Genomic DNA, 19,341 nt, shown 5'->3' with positions numbered 1-19,341 from the left:
TTGACTTTGATCAAATCAGCAAGTCGAGCGTCAGTTTCCCTGGGCAACGAACGCGTACTCGTGACCCGGAGCAGTCACGCACCAATTGGGAATCGACATCTGCATTCGCCCATGCATCAGACCCGCATGCTGGTTTGATGCCTCACTGCAAAACAATATGCCGCATCAGCGGCGAGTCCCTCTGGCAACGGCTTTGATTCCAGTGTTTACGGCGCCCATATACATGGAGTGATTTTGTCCAGCCTTTATCACATATAACTTTCGGTCAATAGACAGTTCTATCGCAATACTTCATCATAGTCATATTGGGCGGCCCCGTGTCTCTGTGATTATTGCGCGCGATCCGTTGTTCCCATAACCAGAGGGGGATGGTGATATGGCGGTAATTGAAGCCACTGTCGATCAACGTATCGAGACGGTGAAACAGGACACTTCGCCGTTCATATCGACTGTGCGTCCCAGCCGTCACGAAAAGCGCCTGGCATACGTCATCGTGCTGGGATCGATGCTGGCCTTTCTTGGCACCGCGCCGTTTGCCCAAGTGCCGCTCACGCCGATTCCGGCCTTCCTTCCCATCTATCAGTCCGCGATAATCATCGGGGACGTCATTACGTTCATCCTTCTGCTGGGACAGTACGACATCCTGCGCTCGCGAGGACTGTTGGTCATTGCCTGCGGCTATCTTTTCAATGCTGCGATGGCCATCTTCCATGCGTTGAGTTTTCCTGGATTGTTTGCACCATCCGGTCTTCTGAACTCAGGACCGCAAACTACTGCCTGGCTGTATTTCCTCTGGCATGGCTCTTTTCCGCTATTCGTCATCGCCTATGCGGTCCTGAAAGGCAAAGCGGTGACGCCGATCGAGCGACGCATTCCACTGGCTTGGGCGATGTGGATCGCGGTGATCATCGCATCGGCCCTTGCCTCGGCGTTCATGCTGCTCGCCACGAGCGGCGCCTGGCTGCTCCCGCAAATCATGAGCGGCAACATGGATGCCAGCGCGAAAATATTCGTCGCCATCGCCGTCTGGGTGCTCAGCCTTGCGGCATTGGCGCTGCTCTGGCGGCGCAAGCCGCATTCGCTGCTCGACATGTGGCTGATGGTCATCATGCTCATCTGGATACTCGACGTCGCGCTGGCCGCGGTACTTAACCACGGTCGTTACGACGTTGGCTGGTATATGGGGCGCGTCTATGGCTTGATGGCCGCGAGCTGCGTGCTGATCGCGTTGCTGCTGGAAAACGGCAAGCTCTACGTGCAGCTCGCATCTGCCAGCGCCAGGGAAAGAGCCTATATGAGCAATCTTCACGATCCGGTCGTGACGATTGACGCTCAGGGCATGGTCTGTAACAGCAACCCGGCCGTCGAGCGCGTGCTCGGCTATTCAGCCGCGGAGTTGCTTGGGCGCAATGTATCCGTGCTGATGCCGGAGCCGCAGCGGAGCGAGCACGATGGCTACATTCAGCGCTACATGCAAACCGGGAGGGCGCGCATCATCGGCACATCCCGCGAAGTGACGGGGCAACACAAGAACGGGGATCTCGTTCCACTGGAACTCTCGATCAGCGAGTTCTCGCACGATGGGGAAAGACTTTTCATCGGCACCTTGCATGATCTCCGCGACCGCAAACGCCAAATCGACGAGCTAACGAAGGCGCGCGCCGACGCCGAGCAGGCAAACCAGGCAAAGTCCGCCTTCCTCGCCACCATGAGCCACGAGATTCGCACCCCGCTTACAGGCATGCTCGGGATGCTGGAATTGCTCTCCCTGACGCAACTCGATCAGGAGCAGCACAAAACCCTGGACGCCGCCTGGGATTCCGGCCGGGGGCTGCTGCGTATCGTCAGCGACATCCTCGATTGGTCGAAGATCGAAGAAGGCAAACTCGAAATCTCGCCCCGTCCCACCTCGATCCCCTACTTGCTGCAGGATGTAGTCAACACCTATTCGCGCGTGGCCAGCGCAAAGTCCCTGACGCTTTGGCAGCACGTCGATGCGCGGCTGACTGCGGCCTATATCGTCGATCCGCTGCGCCTGTCGCAGGTGCTGAACAATTTCGTCAGCAATGCGATCAAGTTCACGCAACAGGGAGAGATAGAGCTGCGCGCGGAACTGCTGGATCACCTCGACAGCGGCGATCGCGTACGCTTCTCGGTCAAGGACACGGGAATGGGCATCGCCGCGGATGTCCAGGAACGACTGTTTCAGCGTTACCGGCAGGAAAGCGCCGATACCGCCCGCATGTATGGCGGCACCGGCCTGGGTCTGGCAATCTGCCGGCGCCTGGCGGAATTGCTGGACGGACAGATCGAATTGCAAAGCGAGCACGGGCGCGGCTCGGTATTCAGCATCACGCTGATCCTGCCGATTTCCGGTGCGCCGGGCGAACTGGTGGAAGGCATGCACCCGGAAGTGAAGCAGCGCGAGGTCAAGCCGCTGATCATCGGCGACAGCGCGGCACCGCTGGTGCTGGCGGTGGACGACCATCCAATCAATCGCGACCTGCTGGCGCGGCAAATCAGGCTGCTCGGCCTGCGCGCCGAAACCGCGGAGAACGGCGAGGCCGCCTTGTCGATGTGGCGGGAGGGGCGCTTTGCGCTGGTCATCACCGATTGCCACATGCCGGAAATGGATGGTTACGAGTTCTCCCGGAAAGTCCGCCGGATCGAAGCCGAGGAGTCGCGTCCGCGCACGCCCATCGTCGCCTGGACGGCGAATGCGCTCGCCGAGGAAGCGGGGCGTTGCGAAGCGGCCGGCATGGACGCCCTCCTGGTCAAGCCGGCCACTCTGGCGCATCTCAGAACGACATTGGCGAAATGGCTGTCCATCACCGCGGCTGACGAGGAATTGTCCGCGATTTCGCCGGCAGAGGGCAGCGCGCCTATCGATCATGCGGTGCTGAACAAGGTCGTTGCGGACAGCGCCGCGCATCCCCAGGTGTTGAAAGATTTTCTGTCGCATATACGTGCCGACCACTTGAAGCTGTCGGCAATGCTTGCACAAGGTGACCGGGCCGGTCTGGAGAGCACCGCACATCGCATGAAGGGGGCCGGCCGAATGGTCGGCGCAAAGTCCCTGGCGGCAAGCTGCGAAGCGATCGAGCATGCGGCACGGAATGACGATATGGCCAAGGCAAGGTCCGCCAAGGCAGCATTGGATGAAGCGCTCGACGAGCTGGCGACCTATCTCGCGGCCGCAAACAAGCCAGGAGGCAAGCGATGAAGATCACCGATCTGAACGTGATGGTTCTGGAAGACGACGACTTCCAGCGCGATATGCTCGTCGGCATGCTGGGCTCGCTGGGCGTCACCTCGATCCTCAGCGCAAGCAATGGAAAACAGGCGCTCGAAATCATTCACGGCCCGAAATCCGAATCGATCGACGTGGCGCTTTGCGACTTGAACATGCCGGAAATGGATGGCATGGAATTCCTCCGCCATCTGGGCGCAGGGAGTCGGAACATTGCCGTCATTCTGATCAGTGCGCTGGACGCCAAGCTGCTCGCTTCGGTCGGCCGCATGACCCGGCTGTACGGCGTGCACCTGCTGGGCGTGATCGAAAAGCCCGTGCTGCCGGAAGTCCTCAGGGAACATCTGCTGAACTACCGTCTGACGACCCGCAAAGTACAGCAAGCCCCCGCACGCAGTTTTGCGCTGGACGAGATCCTGGAGGGAATACGCGCCGACCAGTTCGTGCCTTTCTTCCAGCCCAAGGTGGATATGAAAACCGGGCGGCTGACGGGGGCGGAGGCACTGGCGCGCTGGATGCATCCGGATCATGGCGTGATCGGCCCCTATGCTTTCATCCCCGCGCTGGAGCAGGCCGGAAACATCGACGATCTGACTTTCCGCATGCTCGGAAAGTCCGCCGCGGCGCTGCGCAGCTTCCACGACAAAGGCCACCGGTTCACGGTCTCGGTCAATCTGTCGCTGGTTTCCCTCGACGACACTACGCTGGCCGACAGGATCACCCAGGTGGTATGCGGGCTCGGTGTGGACCCGAAATTCATGGTGCTGGAGATCACCGAGTCCGCCGCCATGACCAATGTCGCGGCGGCACTGGAAAATCTGGCGCGTCTGTGCATGAACGGCTTCGCGCTGTCGATCGACGATTACGGCACCGGCTCGTCCAACATCCAGCAACTGACGCGCATCGCATTCAGCGAGCTGAAGATCGACCAGTCCTTCGTCAAGGATTTTGCCGACAACAAGGCATTGCGCATCGTGGTCGAGTCGAGCATCGACATGGCGCGCAAGTTGCTGGTCAGGAGCGTGGCGGAGGGCGTGGAAACGCAGCGGGACTGGGACGGGTTGAAGGTCATTGGATGCGACACGGTGCAGGGCTACTTCGTCGCCCGGCCGATGGACGCGATGGCGTTCCAGAAGTTTGTTGCTGACTTTGCGCCAATCTGAAACCATCTCTATCCGGTTCCAGAGCCTATCTGGAATCCCGGCTGCGACCGGAATGGCAGGGATTCGTCACCGCTACTTGCGCCTTCGATATGGCGTGAAAGGCGCTGCCGGATATTTTCGGCTATGTCTGCTCATACGCTGATAACACTCACTCAATACCTCGGTATTTGTTTTTGCCGAATGGCATTTCCTGTTAAGGAAATCCTCGACCGCCTGCTCCGACCGAACAACAGCCGTGCCGCCAGCGCCAACTCTTGCATCGGTCCGAGCAAGGACTTCCGCGCCTGATACCGCGCGCGGCTTTCCGCCCCAGTAGTCAGTCAACAAGGAAAAGGCGCAAGGAAAAGGCGCATTCCCTGTAGGAGCGAGCTTGCTCGCGATAAGCCGTTGTCGCGAGCAAGCTCGCTCCTACATCCATCGGTTCCAACATGTCTTCGTCCTAGCCGATTTCCCAGCGCACCCTGGCCGTCAGCACGTAGCCCGCGCCGTACACGGTCTTGATCAGACGCGGCGACTGGGTGTCGTCGTCGAGGCGCTTGCGCAGGCGCGAGACGCGGACGTCGATGCTGCGGTCGAGCGGCGACAGGTCGGAGTTGCCGGCCAGTTGTTCGCGGCTCAGCACGCGGTTGGGCTTTTCGAGGAAGCATTGCAGCAGGCGCGCTTCCGCCGCGCCGAGGATTTCCTCGGCGCCGTCGGCGGCAGCCAGGGTTAGGCTGGCCGGGTCGTAGCGCCAGGTGTCGAACCTGGCCAGGCGCCGGTCCTTGCCGGTCGCGGCGGACGGGCCGCGGCGGCGCAGGATGCTGCGGATGCGCGCGACCAGTTCGCGCGGCTCGAAGGGCTTGACCACGTAGTCGTCGGCGCCGAGTTCGAGGCCCAGCACGCGCTCGGAAAGGATGTCGCGCCCGGTCAGGATCAGCACGCCGCAATCGGCGCTCTGGCGCAGTTCGCGCACCACGTCCATGCCGTCGCGATCGGGCAGGCCGAGATCGACGATGGCCAGTTGCGGCGGCTGGCGCGCCACGGCGGCCAGCAGTTCGCCGGCGGTGCGGAACCAGCGCGTGGCGTAGCCGTATTCCTCCAGCACGCGGGCGACGGTGGCGGCGACCAGCGGGTCGTCTTCGAGGATGTGGATTTCGTCGCGGGTGCTCACTGGACAACCCTCCCCCCAGCCCCCTCGCCAAGCGAGGGGGTGACTATGGTTCGCCGCTGCGCGGCTCCGTGTGATGACTGGCGCCCCTTCGGGCGGCCGTGCGGAGCGCTCATGGACTACCCTCTTCCCTGCCTCCTCCCCGCGGGAGGAGGTGACCACAGTTCGCCGCTGCGCGGCTCCGGGTGGTGGCTTGCACCGCCTTCGGGCGGCCGTGCGGGGTGCTCATGGCCGGCAGGATTCCAGCGCCGCCGCCAGCTCGCGGCTGGAGAAGGGCTTGGCCAGCAGCGGCACGTCTCCTGTTGCAACGTCGGGGCCGCCGGCATAGCCGCTCATCAGCAGGACGCCGACGCCCGGCCGGCGCGCGCGCACTTCGCGCGCCAGGCTCAGGCCGTCCACGCCGCCGGGCATCACCACGTCGGAGAGCACCAGCGCGATCTGCTCGATCTGTTCGAGCAGCGCCAGCGCCTCGGCGCCGTTGGCCGCTTCGATCACCGGATAGCCGAGCCCGGTGAGCTGCATGCGCACCACGCGCCGCACCTCGGCGTCGTCTTCGACCAGCAGCACCAGGTCGTGCCCTGCGGCGGCGGCCAGCATGCCGATGCCGTCGGGCTCGGGCTGCGGGGCCGGCGCACAGCGCGGCAGGTGCAGGCGCGCGGCCGTGCCGGCGCCCGGCGCGCTGGCCAGATGCAGGCCGCCGCCCGACTGTTTGGCGAAGCCATAGACCATCGACAGCCCCAGGCCGCTGCCGGCGGCATAGCCCTTGGTGGTGAAGAAGGGCTCCAGCGCGCGCGCCAGCACCGCCGCGCTCATGCCCTGGCCGCTGTCCTGCACGGCGATTTCGATGTAGTCGCCGGGCGCCAGGTCGAGGTCGGCGGCCGCCGTGCCGGCCAGCGCGCGGGCGCCGACGGCGATGTCGAGCCGGCCGCCGCCGGGCATGGCGTCGCGGGCGTTGAAGGCGAGATTGAGCAGCGCGTTTTCGAGCTGGTGCGGATCGGTCATGGCGAACAGCGCGGCCTCGGGCAGATCGGTGTCGACGACGATGCTCTCCGGCAGCGAGCGGCGCAGCAGCGGCAGCAGTTCGCCGAGCAGGCGGGCGACATCCACCGGACGCGGTTCCAGCGATTGCTGGCGGGCAAACGACAACAGGCGGCGGATCAGATCCACGCCGCGGCGCGCCGCGGTCAGCGCCGGGTCGAGGCAATCGGCCAGCGCCGCGTCGTCGGGGCGGCGCTCCTTCAACGCGGCGAGGTTGCCGATCACCACCGTCAGCATGTTGTTGAAGTCGTGCGCGAGACCGCCCGCCAACTGGCCGACGGCTTCCATCTTGCGCGCCTGAAGCAGGGCGGCCTGGGTGTTCTTCTGCTCGGTGACGTCGGCCGACAGCACGTAGGCGCCGCGCACTTCGCCGCCGGGGCCGAACTCGGGCACCAGGGTGCTGCTGGCGTGGCGCAGGCTGCCGTCGCCGCGCCGCAGCGCGTATTCGTAGCTGACGCCGCGGCCTTCCAGCACGGCGTCGAGATGCGGCCGCAGTTCCGCCGCGAGCCGGCTGCCGATGACTTCCTCGATGTCGCGGCCGGGCACGTCCTCCTTGCGCCGGCCAAACCATTCGGCATAGCCGCGGTTGGCGAAACGATAGACGCGGTTGCAATCGAAGTAGGCGATCAGCGCCGGGATCGCGTCGGTGATCAGGCGCAACCGCTCCTCGCTGCGGCTCAGCGCCTCGGTGCGTTCGGCGACGCGGCGCTCCAGCTCGTTGTTCTGCTCGCGGATCAGGCGCTCGCTGTTGCGCTGTTCGGTGATGTCGGTGTATAGCGTGACGAAGCCGCGGCCCGGCACCGGTTCGCCGCTGATGGCGATGATGCGGCCGTTGGGGCGCACGCGCTCGAAGTAGTGCGGGGCGAAGGCGCGTGCCGCATTGACCCGTTCCGCGACCAGCTCCTCGACCGGGCCCGGTCCGTATTCGCCGCGCTCGGCGTTGTAGCGCATGAAGGTTTCGAAGGGCGTGCCGAAGCGGCCGAATTCGGGCGGGAACTCCAGCATTTCAATGAAGCTGCGGTTCCAGGCCACCAGCCGCAGATTTGAATCGATGATGGTGAAGCCCTGGTTCACCATGTCCAGCCCGGCCTGCATCAGGTCGAGGCGGGCGGCGGTGTCGGTGGCGGCTATGGGCGGAAACAGGGGCCGGGGCATGGCGGGATTGTAGGCCCGCGGCGCGGGCGTTTCGCCGCCGATACGATTCGATACATTCGGCCAACAGTGGCGCAAACATCGCCGCGCATGATCGCTTCCCGAGGAGAAGTAACCATGACGACCTGCCCCCCAGCCCCTATCCCACGGTCGGCTCTGCATAGCCGACCGGCTACGGCAGCGCGGAGCAGTGCTCCACGAAACCCTGCCTTCGCCCCGAGGAAGGGGGTGATTGTTGATCGCTTTGCTCACAAATTCATGGCCGTTTCCCCTCGGGGCGGCCCTGCGGAGAAACCATGAGCAATCCCTACACAACCGGACTGGCCCGCAACCCGGCCAACTACGTGCCGCTGTCGCCGCTGAGTTTCATCGAGCGCACGGCGCTGGTCTATCCGCAGCGCGCCAGCGTGATCCACGGCGCGCGCCGCTTCACCTGGGGCGAGACCTATGCGCGCTGCCGCCGCCTGGCCTCCGCCCTGGCGGCACTGAAAGTTGGCGCTGGCGACACGGTGGCGGTGATGCTGCCCAACGTGCCGGCGATGGTCGAGGCGCATTTCGGCGTGCCCATGTGCGGCGCCGTGCTCAACACGCTGAACACCCGGCTCGACGCCGAGGCCATCGCCTTCATGCTCGGCCACGGCGAGGCCAAGGTGCTGCTCACCGATCCCGAATTCTCGCCCGTGGTCGAGCAGGCGCTGGCCCTGCTCGACGGCGAGCGGCCGATCGTCATCGATGTACTCGATGCGCTCTACGAGGGCGGGCGGCGGCTTGGCGCGATCGAGTACGAGGACTTGCTGACCGGCGGCGACGCGGACTACGCCTGGGCCCTGCCGGCCGACGAGTGGGACGCGATCTGCCTCAACTACACCTCGGGCACCACCGGCAACCCCAAGGGCGTCGTCTATCACCATCGCGGCGCCTACCTCAATGCCGCCAGCAACATCATTTCCTGGCCGATGCCGGCGCATGCCGTGTATCTGTGGACGCTGCCGATGTTCCACTGCAACGGCTGGTGTTTTCCGTGGACCGTGGCGGCCAATGCCGGCACCCACGTCTGCCTGCGCCGGGTCGAGCCGCAGGCGATCTTCGAACTGGTCCGCCGCCATGCGGTGACCCATCTGTGCGGCGCGCCCATCGTCTATGGCGCGCTGATCAACGCCCCGGCGGCGCTGCGCGAGGGCATCGCCTGGAAGCTGCACGGCCTGATCGCCGGCGCCGCGCCGCCTCTGGCCATCATCGAAGGCGCCGAGAAGATCGGCATCGAGCTGACCCACGTCTATGGCCTGACCGAGGTCTATGGCCCGGCCGCGGTCTGCGCCAAGCAGGAGGGCTGGGACAGCCTGCCGCTGGAGGAGCGGGCGCGGCTCAACGGTCGCCAGGGCGTGCCTTACCACATGCAGCAGGCGATCGCCGTGCTCGATCCGGACACGCTGCTGCCGGTTCCGTGGGACGGCGAAACCATGGGCGAGATCTTCTTTCGCGGCAACATCACCATGAAGGGCTACCTGAAGAACCCGCTGGCGACCGAGCAGGCCTTCGCCGGCGGCTGGTTCCACACCGGCGACCTGGCGGTGATGCAGGCTGACGGCTACGTCAAGATCAAGGACCGCAGCAAGGACATCATCATTTCCGGCGGCGAGAACATTTCCTCGGTGGAAGTCGAGGACGTGCTCTACAAGCACCCGGCGGTGCTCACCGCGGCGGTGGTGGCGCGGCCCGACGCCAAGTGGGGCGAAGTGCCCTGCGCCTTCGTCGAACTCAAGGACGGCGCCAGCGCCAGCGAAGCGGAAATCGTCGACTGGTGCCGCGGCCACATGGCGCGCTTCAAGGTGCCCAAGCAAGTGGTGTTCGGCACCGTGCCGAAGACTTCGACCGGCAAGATCCAGAAGTTCGTCCTGCGCCAGCAGATGAAGTCGGCGGCGGCGATCGAATGAGCGCTCAGTTGCCAGACTACATCCTCGAAACCGCCGGCCTGGTCAAGGAGTTCAAAGGCTTCGTCGCCGTCAATGGCGTGGACCTCAAGGTTCGCCGCGGCGAGATCCATGCCCTGATCGGCCCCAACGGCGCCGGCAAGACCACCTGCTTCAACCTGCTGACCAAGTTTCTCGAACCGACGCGCGGCAGCATCCATTTCAATGGCATCGACATCACCGGCGAGGCGCCGCAGAAGATCGCCCGCCGCGGCATCGTGCGCTCCTTCCAGATCAGTGCGGTGTTTCCCCACCTGACGGTGCAGGACAACATCCGCATCGCGCTGCAGCGCAATCTCGGCACCAGCTTCCATTTCTGGAAGTCCGAGCGCAGCCTGAACCGGCTCAACGACCGCGCCATGGAACTATTGACCGCCGTCGGGCTGGAGGCCTATGCCGCCATGGTCACCGTGGAAATGCCCTACGGCCGCAAGCGTGCGCTGGAAATCGCCACCACGCTGGCGCTCGACCCTGAACTGATGCTGCTCGACGAACCGACCCAGGGCATGGGACACGAGGACGTCGACCGCGTGATGCAACTGATCAAGCAGGTCTCGGCCAATCGCACCATCCTGATGGTCGAGCACAACATGAAAGTGGTCGCCGGCATCTCCGACAGCATCACCGTGCTGGCGCGCGGCGCGGTACTGGCCGCGGGCGATTACGCGACGGTCGCGGCCGATCCCCAAGTCATTGAAGCCTACATGGGAACTGAAGCCAGTGGCCTGGCTTCAATTCCCGATATTGACGACCATCCCCCCGACCCCCTTCCCGGGGAAGGGGGTGACCGCGGCTCGCTGCGCTCGAAAGCGGGAGCCGCAGTATGACTGCCGGCACCGAATACCTGCGCGTCTCCGACCTGCACAGCTTCTACGGCGAATCGCACATCCTGCACGGCATGGACTTCACGGTGCGGCGCGGCGAATGCATCAGCCTGCTCGGCCGGAACGGCGCCGGGCGCAGCACCACGCTGCGCGCGATCATGGGCCTGACCGGAAAACGCAGCGGCTCGATCATGGTGAACGGCCGTGAGGTGATCGGCATGGCGCCGCACCGCATCGCCCGGCTCGGCGTCGGCTACTGTCCCGAGGAACGCGGCATCTACGCCAGCCTGAGTTGCGAGGAGAACCTGCTGCTGCCGCCGCAGGCGGGCAGCAGCGGCATGAGCGTGGACGAGTTGTACGCGATGTTTCCCAATCTCGCGGAACGCCGGCACAGCCAGGGCACGCGGCTTTCCGGCGGCGAACAGCAGATGCTGGCGCTGGCGCGCGTGCTGCGCACGGGGGCGCGACTGCTGCTGCTCGACGAAATCTCGGAAGGCCTGGCACCGGTGATCGTGCAGCAACTGGGCGAGATCATCCGCCAGCTCAAAGAACGCGACTACACCATCGTCCTGGTCGAGCAGAACTTCCGCTTCGCCGCGCCGCTGGCCGACCGCATGTTCGTCGTCGAGCACGGCCAGGTCGCCGGCGAGGTCAGGCAACACGAATTGAACGACAAGCTCGGCTATCTGCAGGAAATGCTGGGCGTTTGATTTTTCACAGGAGGAACCACCATGAAGCTCAGATGCATTGCACTCGCCGCCAGTGTCACCTTGGCCGCCATTCCGGCCCTGTCCCAGGCCCAGGTTTCCGATAACGCCGTGAAAATCGGCGTGCTCACTGACATGTCGGGCGCCTATTCCGACCTTTCCGGCGCGGGCGCCGTGGAAGCCGCGAAGATGGCCATCGAGGATTTCAAGGCCAGGGAAAAGCCCGCCTTCGCCGTCGAGATCGTCGCCGCCGACCACCAGAACAAGGCCGACCTGTCGTCCAACAAGGCGCGCGAATGGTTCGACCGCGACAAGGTCGACGTCATCACCGAGCTGGTCACCACCTCGACGGCGCTGGCGGTGATGAAGGTCGCCAAGGAAAAGAACAAGCTGGCGCTGATTTCCGGCGCGGCCTCGACCCGCATCACCAACGAGGACTGCAACGACGTCACGGTGCACTGGACTTACGATACCTACGCGGTGGCCAACGGCACGGCCAAGGCCGTGGTGCAGCAGGGCGGCAAGTCCTGGTACTTCATCACCGCCGACTACGCCTTCGGCCATTCGCTGGAGAAGGATTCCTCCGGCGTGGTGCAGGCCAACGGCGGCAAGGTGCTGGGCGCCGTGCGCCATCCCTTCCCCGGCAGCGATTTCTCGTCCTTCCTGCTCAAGGCGCAGAGCTCGGGCGCACAGGTGATCGGCCTGGCCAATGCCGGCACCGACACCATGAACTCGATCAAGCAGGCGGCCGAATTCGGCATCACGCCGAAGCAGTCGCTGGCGGGCCTCCTGATGTTCATCACCGACATTCACGCACTGGGGCTCAAGGCCACGCAGAACATGTACCTGACCGAGGGCTTCTACTGGGATTTCAACGCCGAGACGCGGGCCTGGTCGAAGCGCTATTTCGACCGCATGAAGAAGATGCCGACCATGATCCAGGCCGGCATGTACTCGGCGGTGAGCCACTACCTGAAGGCGGTCAAGGCGATCAACTCGGACGATACGCAGAAAGTCATGGCGCAGATGAAGAAGACGCCGATCAACGACTTCTTCGCCAGGAACGGCAAGATCCGCGACGACGGCCGCATGGTCCATGACATGTACCTGATGCACGTGAAGAAGCCCGAGGAATCGAAGTACGCCTGGGACTACTACACGGTGAAGCAGACCATCCCGGCGGCCGAGGCCTTCCAGCCGCTGTCGGCCTCGCGCTGCCCGCTGATCGGGAAGACCGCCTCGTAGTACGCAGACATGTTGAAACCGATGGATGTAGGAGCGAGCTTGCTCGTGACAACGGCTTATCGCGAGCAAGCTCGCTCCTACAGCGAATGCGCCTTTTCCTTGTTGACTGACTACTACGGCGCGTTGCCCCTCGCGGCGGAACGGGCTGCGGCCTGTTCCGCCCATTTTTCGGACAGGAATCCATGACTGACTTTTTCGGCATTCCGCTGCCTGCGCTCTTCGGCCAACTGGTGCTGGGCCTGGTCAACGGCTGCTTCTATGCCGTGCTGAGCCTGGGGCTTGCCGTGATCTTCGGCATGCTGAACATCATCAATTTCGCTCACGGCGCCCTCTACATGGTCGGCGCCATGCTGGCCTGGATGATTCTCGAATACCTGGGGCTGGGCTACTGGTGGGCGCTGATCCTTGCGCCGCTGGCGGTTGGCCTGGCCGGCATCATTATCGAGCGCCTGCTGCTGCGCCGGCTCTACCGGCTCGACCATCTTTACGGCTTGCTGCTGACCTTCGGCCTGGCGTTGATGATCGAGGGCCTGTTCCGCGATCTGTACGGGGTGGCGGGCCAGCCGTATTCGATTCCGGATGAATTGTCAGGCGCCTTCAACCTCGGCTTCATGTTCCTGCCGAAGTACCGCGCCTGGGTGATCGTCGCTTCGCTGGCGGTGTGTCTGCTGACCTGGTACATGATCGAGAAGACGCGGCTTGGGGCCTACCTGCGCGCCGCCACGGAAAATCCAAAGCTGACGCAAGCCTTCGGCATCAACGTGCCGCTGATGGTGATGCTGACCTACGGCTTCGGCGTCGGCCTCGCCGGATTTGCCGGCGTGCTGGCGGCACCGACATCGCAAGTGGGAGCGCTGATGGGTTCCAACCTGATCATCACGGTGTTCGCCGTCGTCGTGATCGGCGGCATGGGCTCGATCCTCGGCTCGGTGCTGACCGGCCTCGGGCTGGGCCTGATCGAGGGACTGACCAAGCTCATCTACCCGGAGGCCAGCGCGACCGTGGTCTTTATGGTCATGGCCATCGTCCTCATGGTTCGGCCGGCCGGCTTGTTCGGAAGGGAGAAATAATGAAATTCGGATTTTCCGCCGGCGCGCTCGGCAATCTTGCCGGCCTTGTCCTGCTGCTGCTGGCGCCGATGTTCATCTATCCGATCCTGGTCATGAAGGTGTTGTGCTTCGCGCTGTTCGCCTGCGCCTTCAACCTGCTGCTGGGCTATACCGGCCTGTTGTCCTTCGGCCACGCGGTGTTTCTCGGTAGCGCGGGTTATGTCACGGGCCATGCGCTGAAGGTCTGGGAACTGCCGACCCTGGTGGGCCTCTTGGCCGGCACGGTCGCCGCGGCGGGACTGGGCTGGGTGATCGGCAGCCTGGCCATCCGCCGCCAGGGCATCTACTTCGCCATGGTGACGCTGGCGCTGGCGCAGATGGTGTTCTTCTTCTTCCTCCAGGCGCCCTTCACCGGCGGCGAGGACGGCCTGCAGGGCGTGCCGCGCGGCACGCTGTTCGGCCTCGACCTGGCCGACGACATCAACCTCTACTACCTCGTCGTGGCAATCTTCGCCGGCTCCTTCTGGCTGATCCAGCGCACCATCCATTCGCCCTTCGGCCAGATCCTCAAGGCCATCCGCGAAAACGAACCGCGCGCGATCTCCCTGGGCTATGACGTTGCCAAATACAAGCTGCTGGCCTTCGTGCTCTCGGCCGGGTTGGCCGGACTGGCCGGTGCCACCAAGACCCTGGTGTTCAAGTTCGCCACGCTGACCGATGCCCACTGGCACACCTCGGGCGAGGTGGTGCTGATGACGCTCCTGGGCGGCATGGGCACGGTATTCGGCCCGGTGGTCGGGGCGACGGTGATCGTCACCTTGCAGAACGAACTGGCCGACAAGGTCGGTTCGCTGGTCACGGTGATCATGGGCGCGATCTTCGTGATCTGCGTGCTGGCCTTTCGCCGCGGCATCGTCGGCGAATCGCTGGCGCTGTATCGGCGTGTGATCGGGCCAAAGGCAGGCTAAAAGTTTCACACAACGCGGCGCGCCGACCGGAATCGCCGTGCCGCCATCCGCAGCGGCGAGGATCCGCAGCGGCGAGGAGAGCGTATTTTGCTCGACCGCCTTGCTGCGCAGGGGCTTCATCAGCGCCGACTTGCTTTGAGGCAAGCCGCAAAGATGCGGCTGTGTGCGGTCGGTTCCTTTCAGATTTGCTTCTGTCGTCTTCCTGCGGAAAATTGCCGGAGGCGAACAGCCGCCTGCCGTTTCAAGACAGCCCCGCAGGACCATTCATCTTAGAGTTTGTCCCGCCTGTGTGACGTCATGGGCGCCGCAATGCAGGTTGAATCGATTGCGCCCGCTACGAGGAGACAAGAGATGAACCACGACAAATTCAAGAAGGCGGCCGATCAGGCTTTGCTGCAGACGGTGAATCGGCATGGCGGCGTGCCCGGCGTGGTGGCCATGGCGACCGACCGCCAGGGCAATTTCTACGAAGGCGCGGTGGGTAGCCGCGAACTGGGCAAGGATGCGCCGATGACCACCGATTCGGTGTTCGCCATTTTTTCCACCACCAAGGCGCTGACCGCGACCTGCCTGATGCAGTTGGTCGAGGAGGGCCGCATCAGCCTCTCCGATCCAGCCAGGAAATATGCCCCCGAGATTGGCGAACTGCAAGTGCTCGAAGGCTTCGACGCCGCCGGCCAGCCGCGGACCCGGCCGCCCAAGCGCGACATCACGATCAACGACCTGATGCTGCACATCTCAGGCCTGTGCTACGAGTTTTTCAGCGACGACGACCTCAAGTACCGCACGGCCAAGGGTATTCCGACCGTGGTTTCGTGCGCCTTCGACTCGATCCGCACCGTGCTGCTGCATGATCCCGGCGAGCGCTGGACCTACGGCGTCAACCTCGACTGGATCGGCCGCATCGTCGAGAAGCTGCGCGGCCAGCGGCTGGGCGAGGTGATGCGGGAGCGCATCTTCGCGCCGCTGGAGATGCATGACACTGGATTCACGATGTCCGATTCGATGCGGGCGCGCCGCGTCACCATCCACGATCGCGCCGCCGACGGCCGGCTCACGCCGGTGCCCGATCTGGTCCTGCCGCAGCCGCCGGAAATGGATTGCGGTGGCCACGGCCTGTATGCGACGGTCGGCGACTACATGAAGTTCATCCGCATGCTGCTCAACGATGGCGCCGGTCCCGCAGGGCGCGTGCTCAAGGCCGAGACGGTAGCCATGATGTCGCGCGACGGACTCGGCACGCTGAACTGCACCGGCTGGATCACGTCCATCCCGTCGCTGTCGAACAGCGGCGAGTTCTTTCCGGGTCTCGACAAGGGCTGGGCCTACAGCTTTATGACCAACCGCGAGGACACGCCCAGCGGCCGCCCGGCCGGATCCTTGATGTGGACCGGGCTGGCCAACAGCTACTACTGGGTCGATCGCCGGAGCGGCATCGGCGGCTACTGGGCTTCGCAGATCCTGCCCTTCCAGGATTGCGCCGCCTATCCCGGATTTGTCGAATTCGAAACCGCCGTTTACCATCACCACAAGTAAAACATAGGTGCTCGCGCCGACGGCTGAAACCCGGCGGCGCGAGTTCATCGGCTCGGCGGGAGGCAGGTGCGATGGACGCGATCAGGAATGTATTGGTGACCGATGCGCAGGGCAGGCCGAGCCAACGCCACAGGCTGGTGGCGAGCAGCGACTGGGACCAGATCCGCCTCTGGTCGGACAAGGTCTACATGCCTTACAGCGTCTCGCCGCTCGGAAAGGCGCGCACTCCCGACTCGCTGCTCGATGCCACCAGCATCGGGCACTTCACCCTCAGCCGCTTCAAGTATGGCATCCCGGTGAACATCAAGGATTTCTCGCCGGCGGCCGGCACCGGCATGATCCTCACCACGCTGCGCGGCTCGGCGCGGCACTGGTCCGAAGCCAATCGCTTCGCCGACACCGGGATCGGCGACGCCTTCGTCGTCGACAACTCGCGCACCCACTACTGGGTGGACTTCGACGAGAACCATCTCCAGGTCAATCTGACTTTCGCCCACGACGCGCTGGCCGCGCTGCACGAGCGCTGGTTCGGGCGGCCCGCCGACGAGCGCCAGTGGGTTTGCAAGTTTCGTTTCGGCGGCGCCGGCTCCAGTTGGATCGCCTTGCTGGAATACGTCTGCAAGTGCCTGACCGACATGCCGGAAGCGGTGCGTGACGGCCCGCTGGGCCGGCATCTGGAAGAAATGATAGGCATCCATTTGCTGACCCAGTGGCGAGCACAACTCGATCAACCCAGTCAGGCGACGCAGCATCGCATGGCGCCGCGCCATGTGCTCGCCGCGGAGCGCTACATGCGCGAGAACGCGCAGGCCGCGCCCACCCTCAGCGAACTGGCGAGCGTCGCGCGGGTCAGCGTGCGCACCCTGAGCGCGGCGTTTCGCGAGTACCGCGGCTGCACGCCGATGGCGGCCTTGCGCGAGCAGCGCCTACAAAGCGTGCGTGGCGAACTCCTGCTGGCCGGCCCCGGCGCCACCGTCCGTGCCGTGGCGGAACTGTGGGGCTATGCCAACTTCGGCCTGTTTGCCGCCAACTACAAGAAGCGTTTCGGCGAATTGCCGTCGGCCACGCTTTCCCGACGCCGCTGAGAATTCGCGCCGGGCGCCAAGTTTCCGGTTGCAGGAGCGCAAGCCTCGCGCTCGCGAATCGCCGTGCCGCCAGTGCCGACTTTTGAACTGTCGAGCAGGGTACCCGCGTTTCCCGGCAATGCGGCAGAATCGGCTTCTATCCTGAAACAGCGAAAGCCAGCCATGAACAATCCAGAACTCCTGGGCAATGCTTGCCTGATCGACGGCGAATGGTTGGCGGCGGAGCGGGAGTGCGTCGAGTGAGCACCGGGCAAGCCGTTGCTCCGCTGCAATCATTGATCGGCAGCCGTATCGTCGTGCTACGCGAGCAGCGCGTGATGCTTGACAGCGACCTCGCCGAACTCTACGGCGTGGAAACCCGCATCCTGGTACAGGCCGTCAAACGCAACCTCGATCGCTTCCCGAGCGACTTCATGTTCCAGATGGAGAATCAAGATCTTGCGGCTTTGAGATCACAAATTGTGACCTCAAACACTGGGCGCGGCGGTCGTCGTACCGCACCCTATGCCTTCACCGAGCAAGGCGTCGCCATGCTCTCGTCGGTACTCAATAGCCCGCGCGCCATCGTCGTCAATATCGAGATCATGCGCACCTTCGTGCGCGTGCGCGAACTGGCGGCCACCCACGGCGATCTGGCCGCGCGCTTGAACGAGCTTGAAGAGAAGACCGAGGCGCTGTCGATGCAGCACGATGCCTTTGCGCACAACACCCGTGCGCAGTTGAAGCAGGTATTCGAGGCCATCCGCCAACTCATGATCCCACCCGATCCGCCAAAGCGGCCGATTGGATTTGTGACGGAAGACAAGGGCAGCAAGGGCAAAGCGGCCAAGGGCAAGAGATGAGTGCGTAAGCTTCGCCGTGTCGCCATCCCATGGGCTACAGGTATCTGGGCGAGATGGTCGAATTCGGCGTCACCGACCAGATTTTCATCAAGCCGCAGAAGAAGGCGACGGAAGACTACATCACTGGAAGGTTCGGTTGAAAGTCGGCTCTGGCGCTACGGCGGCGCTCGGCGCCGAGGCACGCTGCAAGCCGCAACCGCGGGGGGCACGGCCGGTGCCGGCGGCGCTTCGCGCGGCGACAGAGATTCCAGAAACGCCACCAGGTCGGCGCTCTCGGCCTCGCTCAGCTTGAGCGGCTTAAGAATGCGTTCGCCATCGGCGTGCAGCCGGTCTTCGTCGAGTTCCGAGTAGTGCTTCACCACCTCGCGCAGCGTGGCAAAGCTGCCGTTATGCATGTAGGGTGCGGTCAGCCTCAGGTTGCGCAGGCTGGGCACCTTGAACTCGCCGAAGTTGCGATGTTCGGGTCGCAGGTGTTTGGTTCCCGTGGCGTTGTCGCGCGTGGCGTCGTCGTTGTGGGCGCCGAGCAGGTTGTAGGGGTTGGCCAGCAGGAGTTTGATGCCGCCCTGGCGGCCGGGATCGACACCGTTTGGTTTGACGAAGAAGGGCAGGCCGGTGTCGCCGAATTCGCCATTGCTGAACAGTGGCCCGGCGTGGCAGGTGGCGCACTGGCCGCGGTCGAGGAAGATGCGCAGGCCGCGCTGCGCGGTCGCCGGATAGGCCGCGGCCGCCTGGGCATCCTGGCGTGCCAGCGCAGCGCGGAATTCGTCGAAGGGCGTGGCCGGCGAGACCAGCGTCTCCAGCCAGGAGGCGATGGCCTTGGCGACGTTGACCAGCAGCTCCGGATCGCTCGCAGCGGGCCGTTTGCCGAAGGCCTCGGTGTAGTGGCAATCGAGAGTCGACTTGCTGCGCAGGGCGCGTGCCACGCGCGAGGCCTTACCGCCCATTTCGCGCGGGTCGAGAATCGGGCGCAGGCTCGCCGACCACAGGTTGTCATGGCCGCCGTCCCAGCCGAACCAGCGCTGCTGGCGCAGGTTGAACAGGCCGGGCGTGTTGCGCGTGCCCGTCACCAGGCCGCGCCCCGTGCGGCGGCCGTCCTGAAATCCCTTGACCGGGTCGTGGCAGGAAGCGCAGGCCACGCGCCGGTTGGCCGACAGGCGTGGGTCGAAGAACAAATCGTGGCCGAGGCGGATCGCGGCGGCATTGCCCGAGACGCGATTGCCGGGGTCCACGGTCCATGGCAAGGGCCACGGACCGTGGGCGGCGATGCGGCCGAGTTCGGCGGCGGTCAACGCCGGCTTGTCCGCGCCGGCGAAGGCCGTCGCAGCGAAGCCGAGCAGGGCGGCGAGGCCGAGGCGTTTCAGCATG

13 protein-coding genes and 2 pseudogenes are annotated in these 19,341 nt (G+C 64.5%); 12 read left to right on the top strand and 3 right to left on the bottom strand.

All coding sequences use genetic code 11. From position 1 onward, the window contains the following. Positions 1-376 precede the first annotated feature (376 nt). Positions 377-3,223 carry an MASE4 domain-containing protein gene (locus RMO95_RS13515; protein WP_310451156.1) on the top strand — a complete coding sequence of 949 codons (2,847 nt, stop codon included), beginning with the start codon at positions 377-379 and terminating at the stop codon, positions 3,221-3,223. Further along, on the top strand, positions 3,220-4,413 hold the full coding sequence (locus RMO95_RS13510; protein WP_310451155.1) for an EAL domain-containing response regulator: 1,194 nt from the start codon (positions 3,220-3,222) through the stop codon (positions 4,411-4,413). Before RMO95_RS13515 ends, RMO95_RS13510 begins: the two co-directional genes overlap by 4 nt. A 439-nt stretch (positions 4,414-4,852) precedes the next feature. On the opposite strand, the gene RMO95_RS13505 is transcribed toward RMO95_RS13510, so the two are convergent. Both RMO95_RS13505 and RMO95_RS13500 read right to left on the bottom strand, forming a co-directional pair. Further along, positions 4,853-5,563 (bottom strand): response regulator transcription factor, encoded by a 711-nt coding sequence (locus RMO95_RS13505; RefSeq protein WP_310451154.1) that lies wholly within the window; start codon positions 5,561-5,563, stop codon positions 4,853-4,855. Between the two features lie 222 nt (positions 5,564-5,785). Next, positions 5,786-7,753, bottom strand: coding sequence for a PAS-domain containing protein (locus RMO95_RS13500; RefSeq protein ID WP_310451153.1), 1,968 nt, complete (start codon positions 7,751-7,753; stop codon positions 5,786-5,788). Positions 7,754-8,046: 293 nt separating this feature from the next. On the opposite strand from RMO95_RS13500, the gene RMO95_RS13495 reads away from it, so the two are divergent. From RMO95_RS13495 to RMO95_RS13450, 10 genes and pseudogenes are all read left to right on the top strand, one after another. Then, complete coding sequence (locus RMO95_RS13495) at positions 8,047-9,684, top strand: acyl-CoA synthetase (protein ID WP_310451152.1); 1,638 nt, start codon at positions 8,047-8,049, stop codon at positions 9,682-9,684. Next, a pseudogene (locus RMO95_RS13490) lies at positions 9,681-10,451 on the top strand (ABC transporter ATP-binding protein); the annotation flags it as partial. The gene RMO95_RS13495 and the pseudogene RMO95_RS13490, both read left to right, overlap by 4 nt. 92 nt (positions 10,452-10,543) lie before the next feature. Next, positions 10,544-11,254, top strand: a complete 711-nt coding sequence (locus tag RMO95_RS13485; RefSeq protein WP_310451150.1) for an ABC transporter ATP-binding protein — start codon at positions 10,544-10,546, stop codon at positions 11,252-11,254. Between the two features lie 21 nt (positions 11,255-11,275). Beyond that, positions 11,276-12,496, top strand: coding sequence for an ABC transporter substrate-binding protein (locus tag RMO95_RS13480; protein WP_310451149.1), 1,221 nt, complete (start codon positions 11,276-11,278; stop codon positions 12,494-12,496). 182 nt (positions 12,497-12,678) lie between these two features. Further along, positions 12,679-13,566: a branched-chain amino acid ABC transporter permease gene (locus RMO95_RS13475; protein WP_310451148.1), complete on the top strand. Its 888-nt coding sequence runs from the start codon at positions 12,679-12,681 to the stop codon at positions 13,564-13,566. Beyond that, positions 13,566-14,513, top strand: coding sequence for a branched-chain amino acid ABC transporter permease (locus tag RMO95_RS13470; RefSeq protein WP_310451147.1), 948 nt, complete (start codon positions 13,566-13,568; stop codon positions 14,511-14,513). The genes RMO95_RS13475 and RMO95_RS13470 overlap by 1 nt, the downstream gene beginning before the upstream one ends. Positions 14,514-14,864: 351 nt before the next feature. Continuing rightward, complete coding sequence (locus RMO95_RS13465; RefSeq protein ID WP_310451146.1) at positions 14,865-16,049, top strand: serine hydrolase domain-containing protein; 1,185 nt, start codon at positions 14,865-14,867, stop codon at positions 16,047-16,049. Positions 16,050-16,120: 71 nt separating this feature from the next. After that, the gene (locus RMO95_RS13460) at positions 16,121-17,134 is read left to right on the top strand and encodes a helix-turn-helix transcriptional regulator (protein ID WP_310451145.1); all 1,014 of its coding nucleotides are present in this window, start codon (positions 16,121-16,123) and stop codon (positions 17,132-17,134) included. 209 nt (positions 17,135-17,343) lie between these two features. Next, positions 17,344-17,976 (top strand): ORF6N domain-containing protein, encoded by a 633-nt coding sequence (locus tag RMO95_RS13455; protein ID WP_310451144.1) that lies wholly within the window; start codon positions 17,344-17,346, stop codon positions 17,974-17,976. Between the two features lie 35 nt (positions 17,977-18,011). Then, a pseudogene (locus RMO95_RS13450) lies at positions 18,012-18,116 on the top strand (phosphate ABC transporter ATP-binding protein); the annotation flags it as partial. A gap of 15 nt (positions 18,117-18,131) precedes the next feature. On the opposite strand, the gene RMO95_RS13445 reads toward RMO95_RS13450, so the two are convergent. Beyond that, a complete protein-coding gene (locus RMO95_RS13445) occupies positions 18,132-19,340 on the bottom strand; it encodes a cytochrome c peroxidase (protein ID WP_310451143.1) in 1,209 nt (402 codons plus the stop codon). Position 19,341 lies beyond the last annotated feature (1 nt).

Source organism: Sulfuritalea sp. (assembly GCF_031426875.1).
In the GTDB taxonomy this organism is placed as follows: domain Bacteria; phylum Pseudomonadota; class Gammaproteobacteria; order Burkholderiales; family Rhodocyclaceae; genus Sulfuritalea.
This window is presented reverse-complemented; position numbering and strand designations above follow the sequence as displayed.

Coding starts and splice junctions, on each gene's coding strand:
- RMO95_RS13515 (WP_310451156.1), top strand. CDS start 377: ATGGCGGTAATTGAAGCCACTGTCGATCAACGTATCGAGACGGTGAAA.
- RMO95_RS13510 (WP_310451155.1), top strand. CDS start 3,220: ATGAAGATCACCGATCTGAACGTGATGGTTCTGGAAGACGACGACTTC.
- RMO95_RS13500 (WP_310451153.1), bottom strand. CDS start 7,753: ATGCCCCGGCCCCTGTTTCCGCCCATAGCCGCCACCGACACCGCCGCC.
- RMO95_RS13495 (WP_310451152.1), top strand. CDS start 8,047: ATGAGCAATCCCTACACAACCGGACTGGCCCGCAACCCGGCCAACTAC.
- RMO95_RS13485 (WP_310451150.1), top strand. CDS start 10,544: ATGACTGCCGGCACCGAATACCTGCGCGTCTCCGACCTGCACAGCTTC.
- RMO95_RS13480 (WP_310451149.1), top strand. CDS start 11,276: ATGAAGCTCAGATGCATTGCACTCGCCGCCAGTGTCACCTTGGCCGCC.
- RMO95_RS13475 (WP_310451148.1), top strand. CDS start 12,679: ATGACTGACTTTTTCGGCATTCCGCTGCCTGCGCTCTTCGGCCAACTG.
- RMO95_RS13470 (WP_310451147.1), top strand. CDS start 13,566: ATGAAATTCGGATTTTCCGCCGGCGCGCTCGGCAATCTTGCCGGCCTT.
- RMO95_RS13465 (WP_310451146.1), top strand. CDS start 14,865: ATGAACCACGACAAATTCAAGAAGGCGGCCGATCAGGCTTTGCTGCAG.
- RMO95_RS13460 (WP_310451145.1), top strand. CDS start 16,121: ATGGACGCGATCAGGAATGTATTGGTGACCGATGCGCAGGGCAGGCCG.
- RMO95_RS13455 (WP_310451144.1), top strand. CDS start 17,344: ATGGTTGGCGGCGGAGCGGGAGTGCGTCGAGTGAGCACCGGGCAAGCC.
- RMO95_RS13445 (WP_310451143.1), bottom strand. CDS start 19,340: ATGCTGAAACGCCTCGGCCTCGCCGCCCTGCTCGGCTTCGCTGCGACG.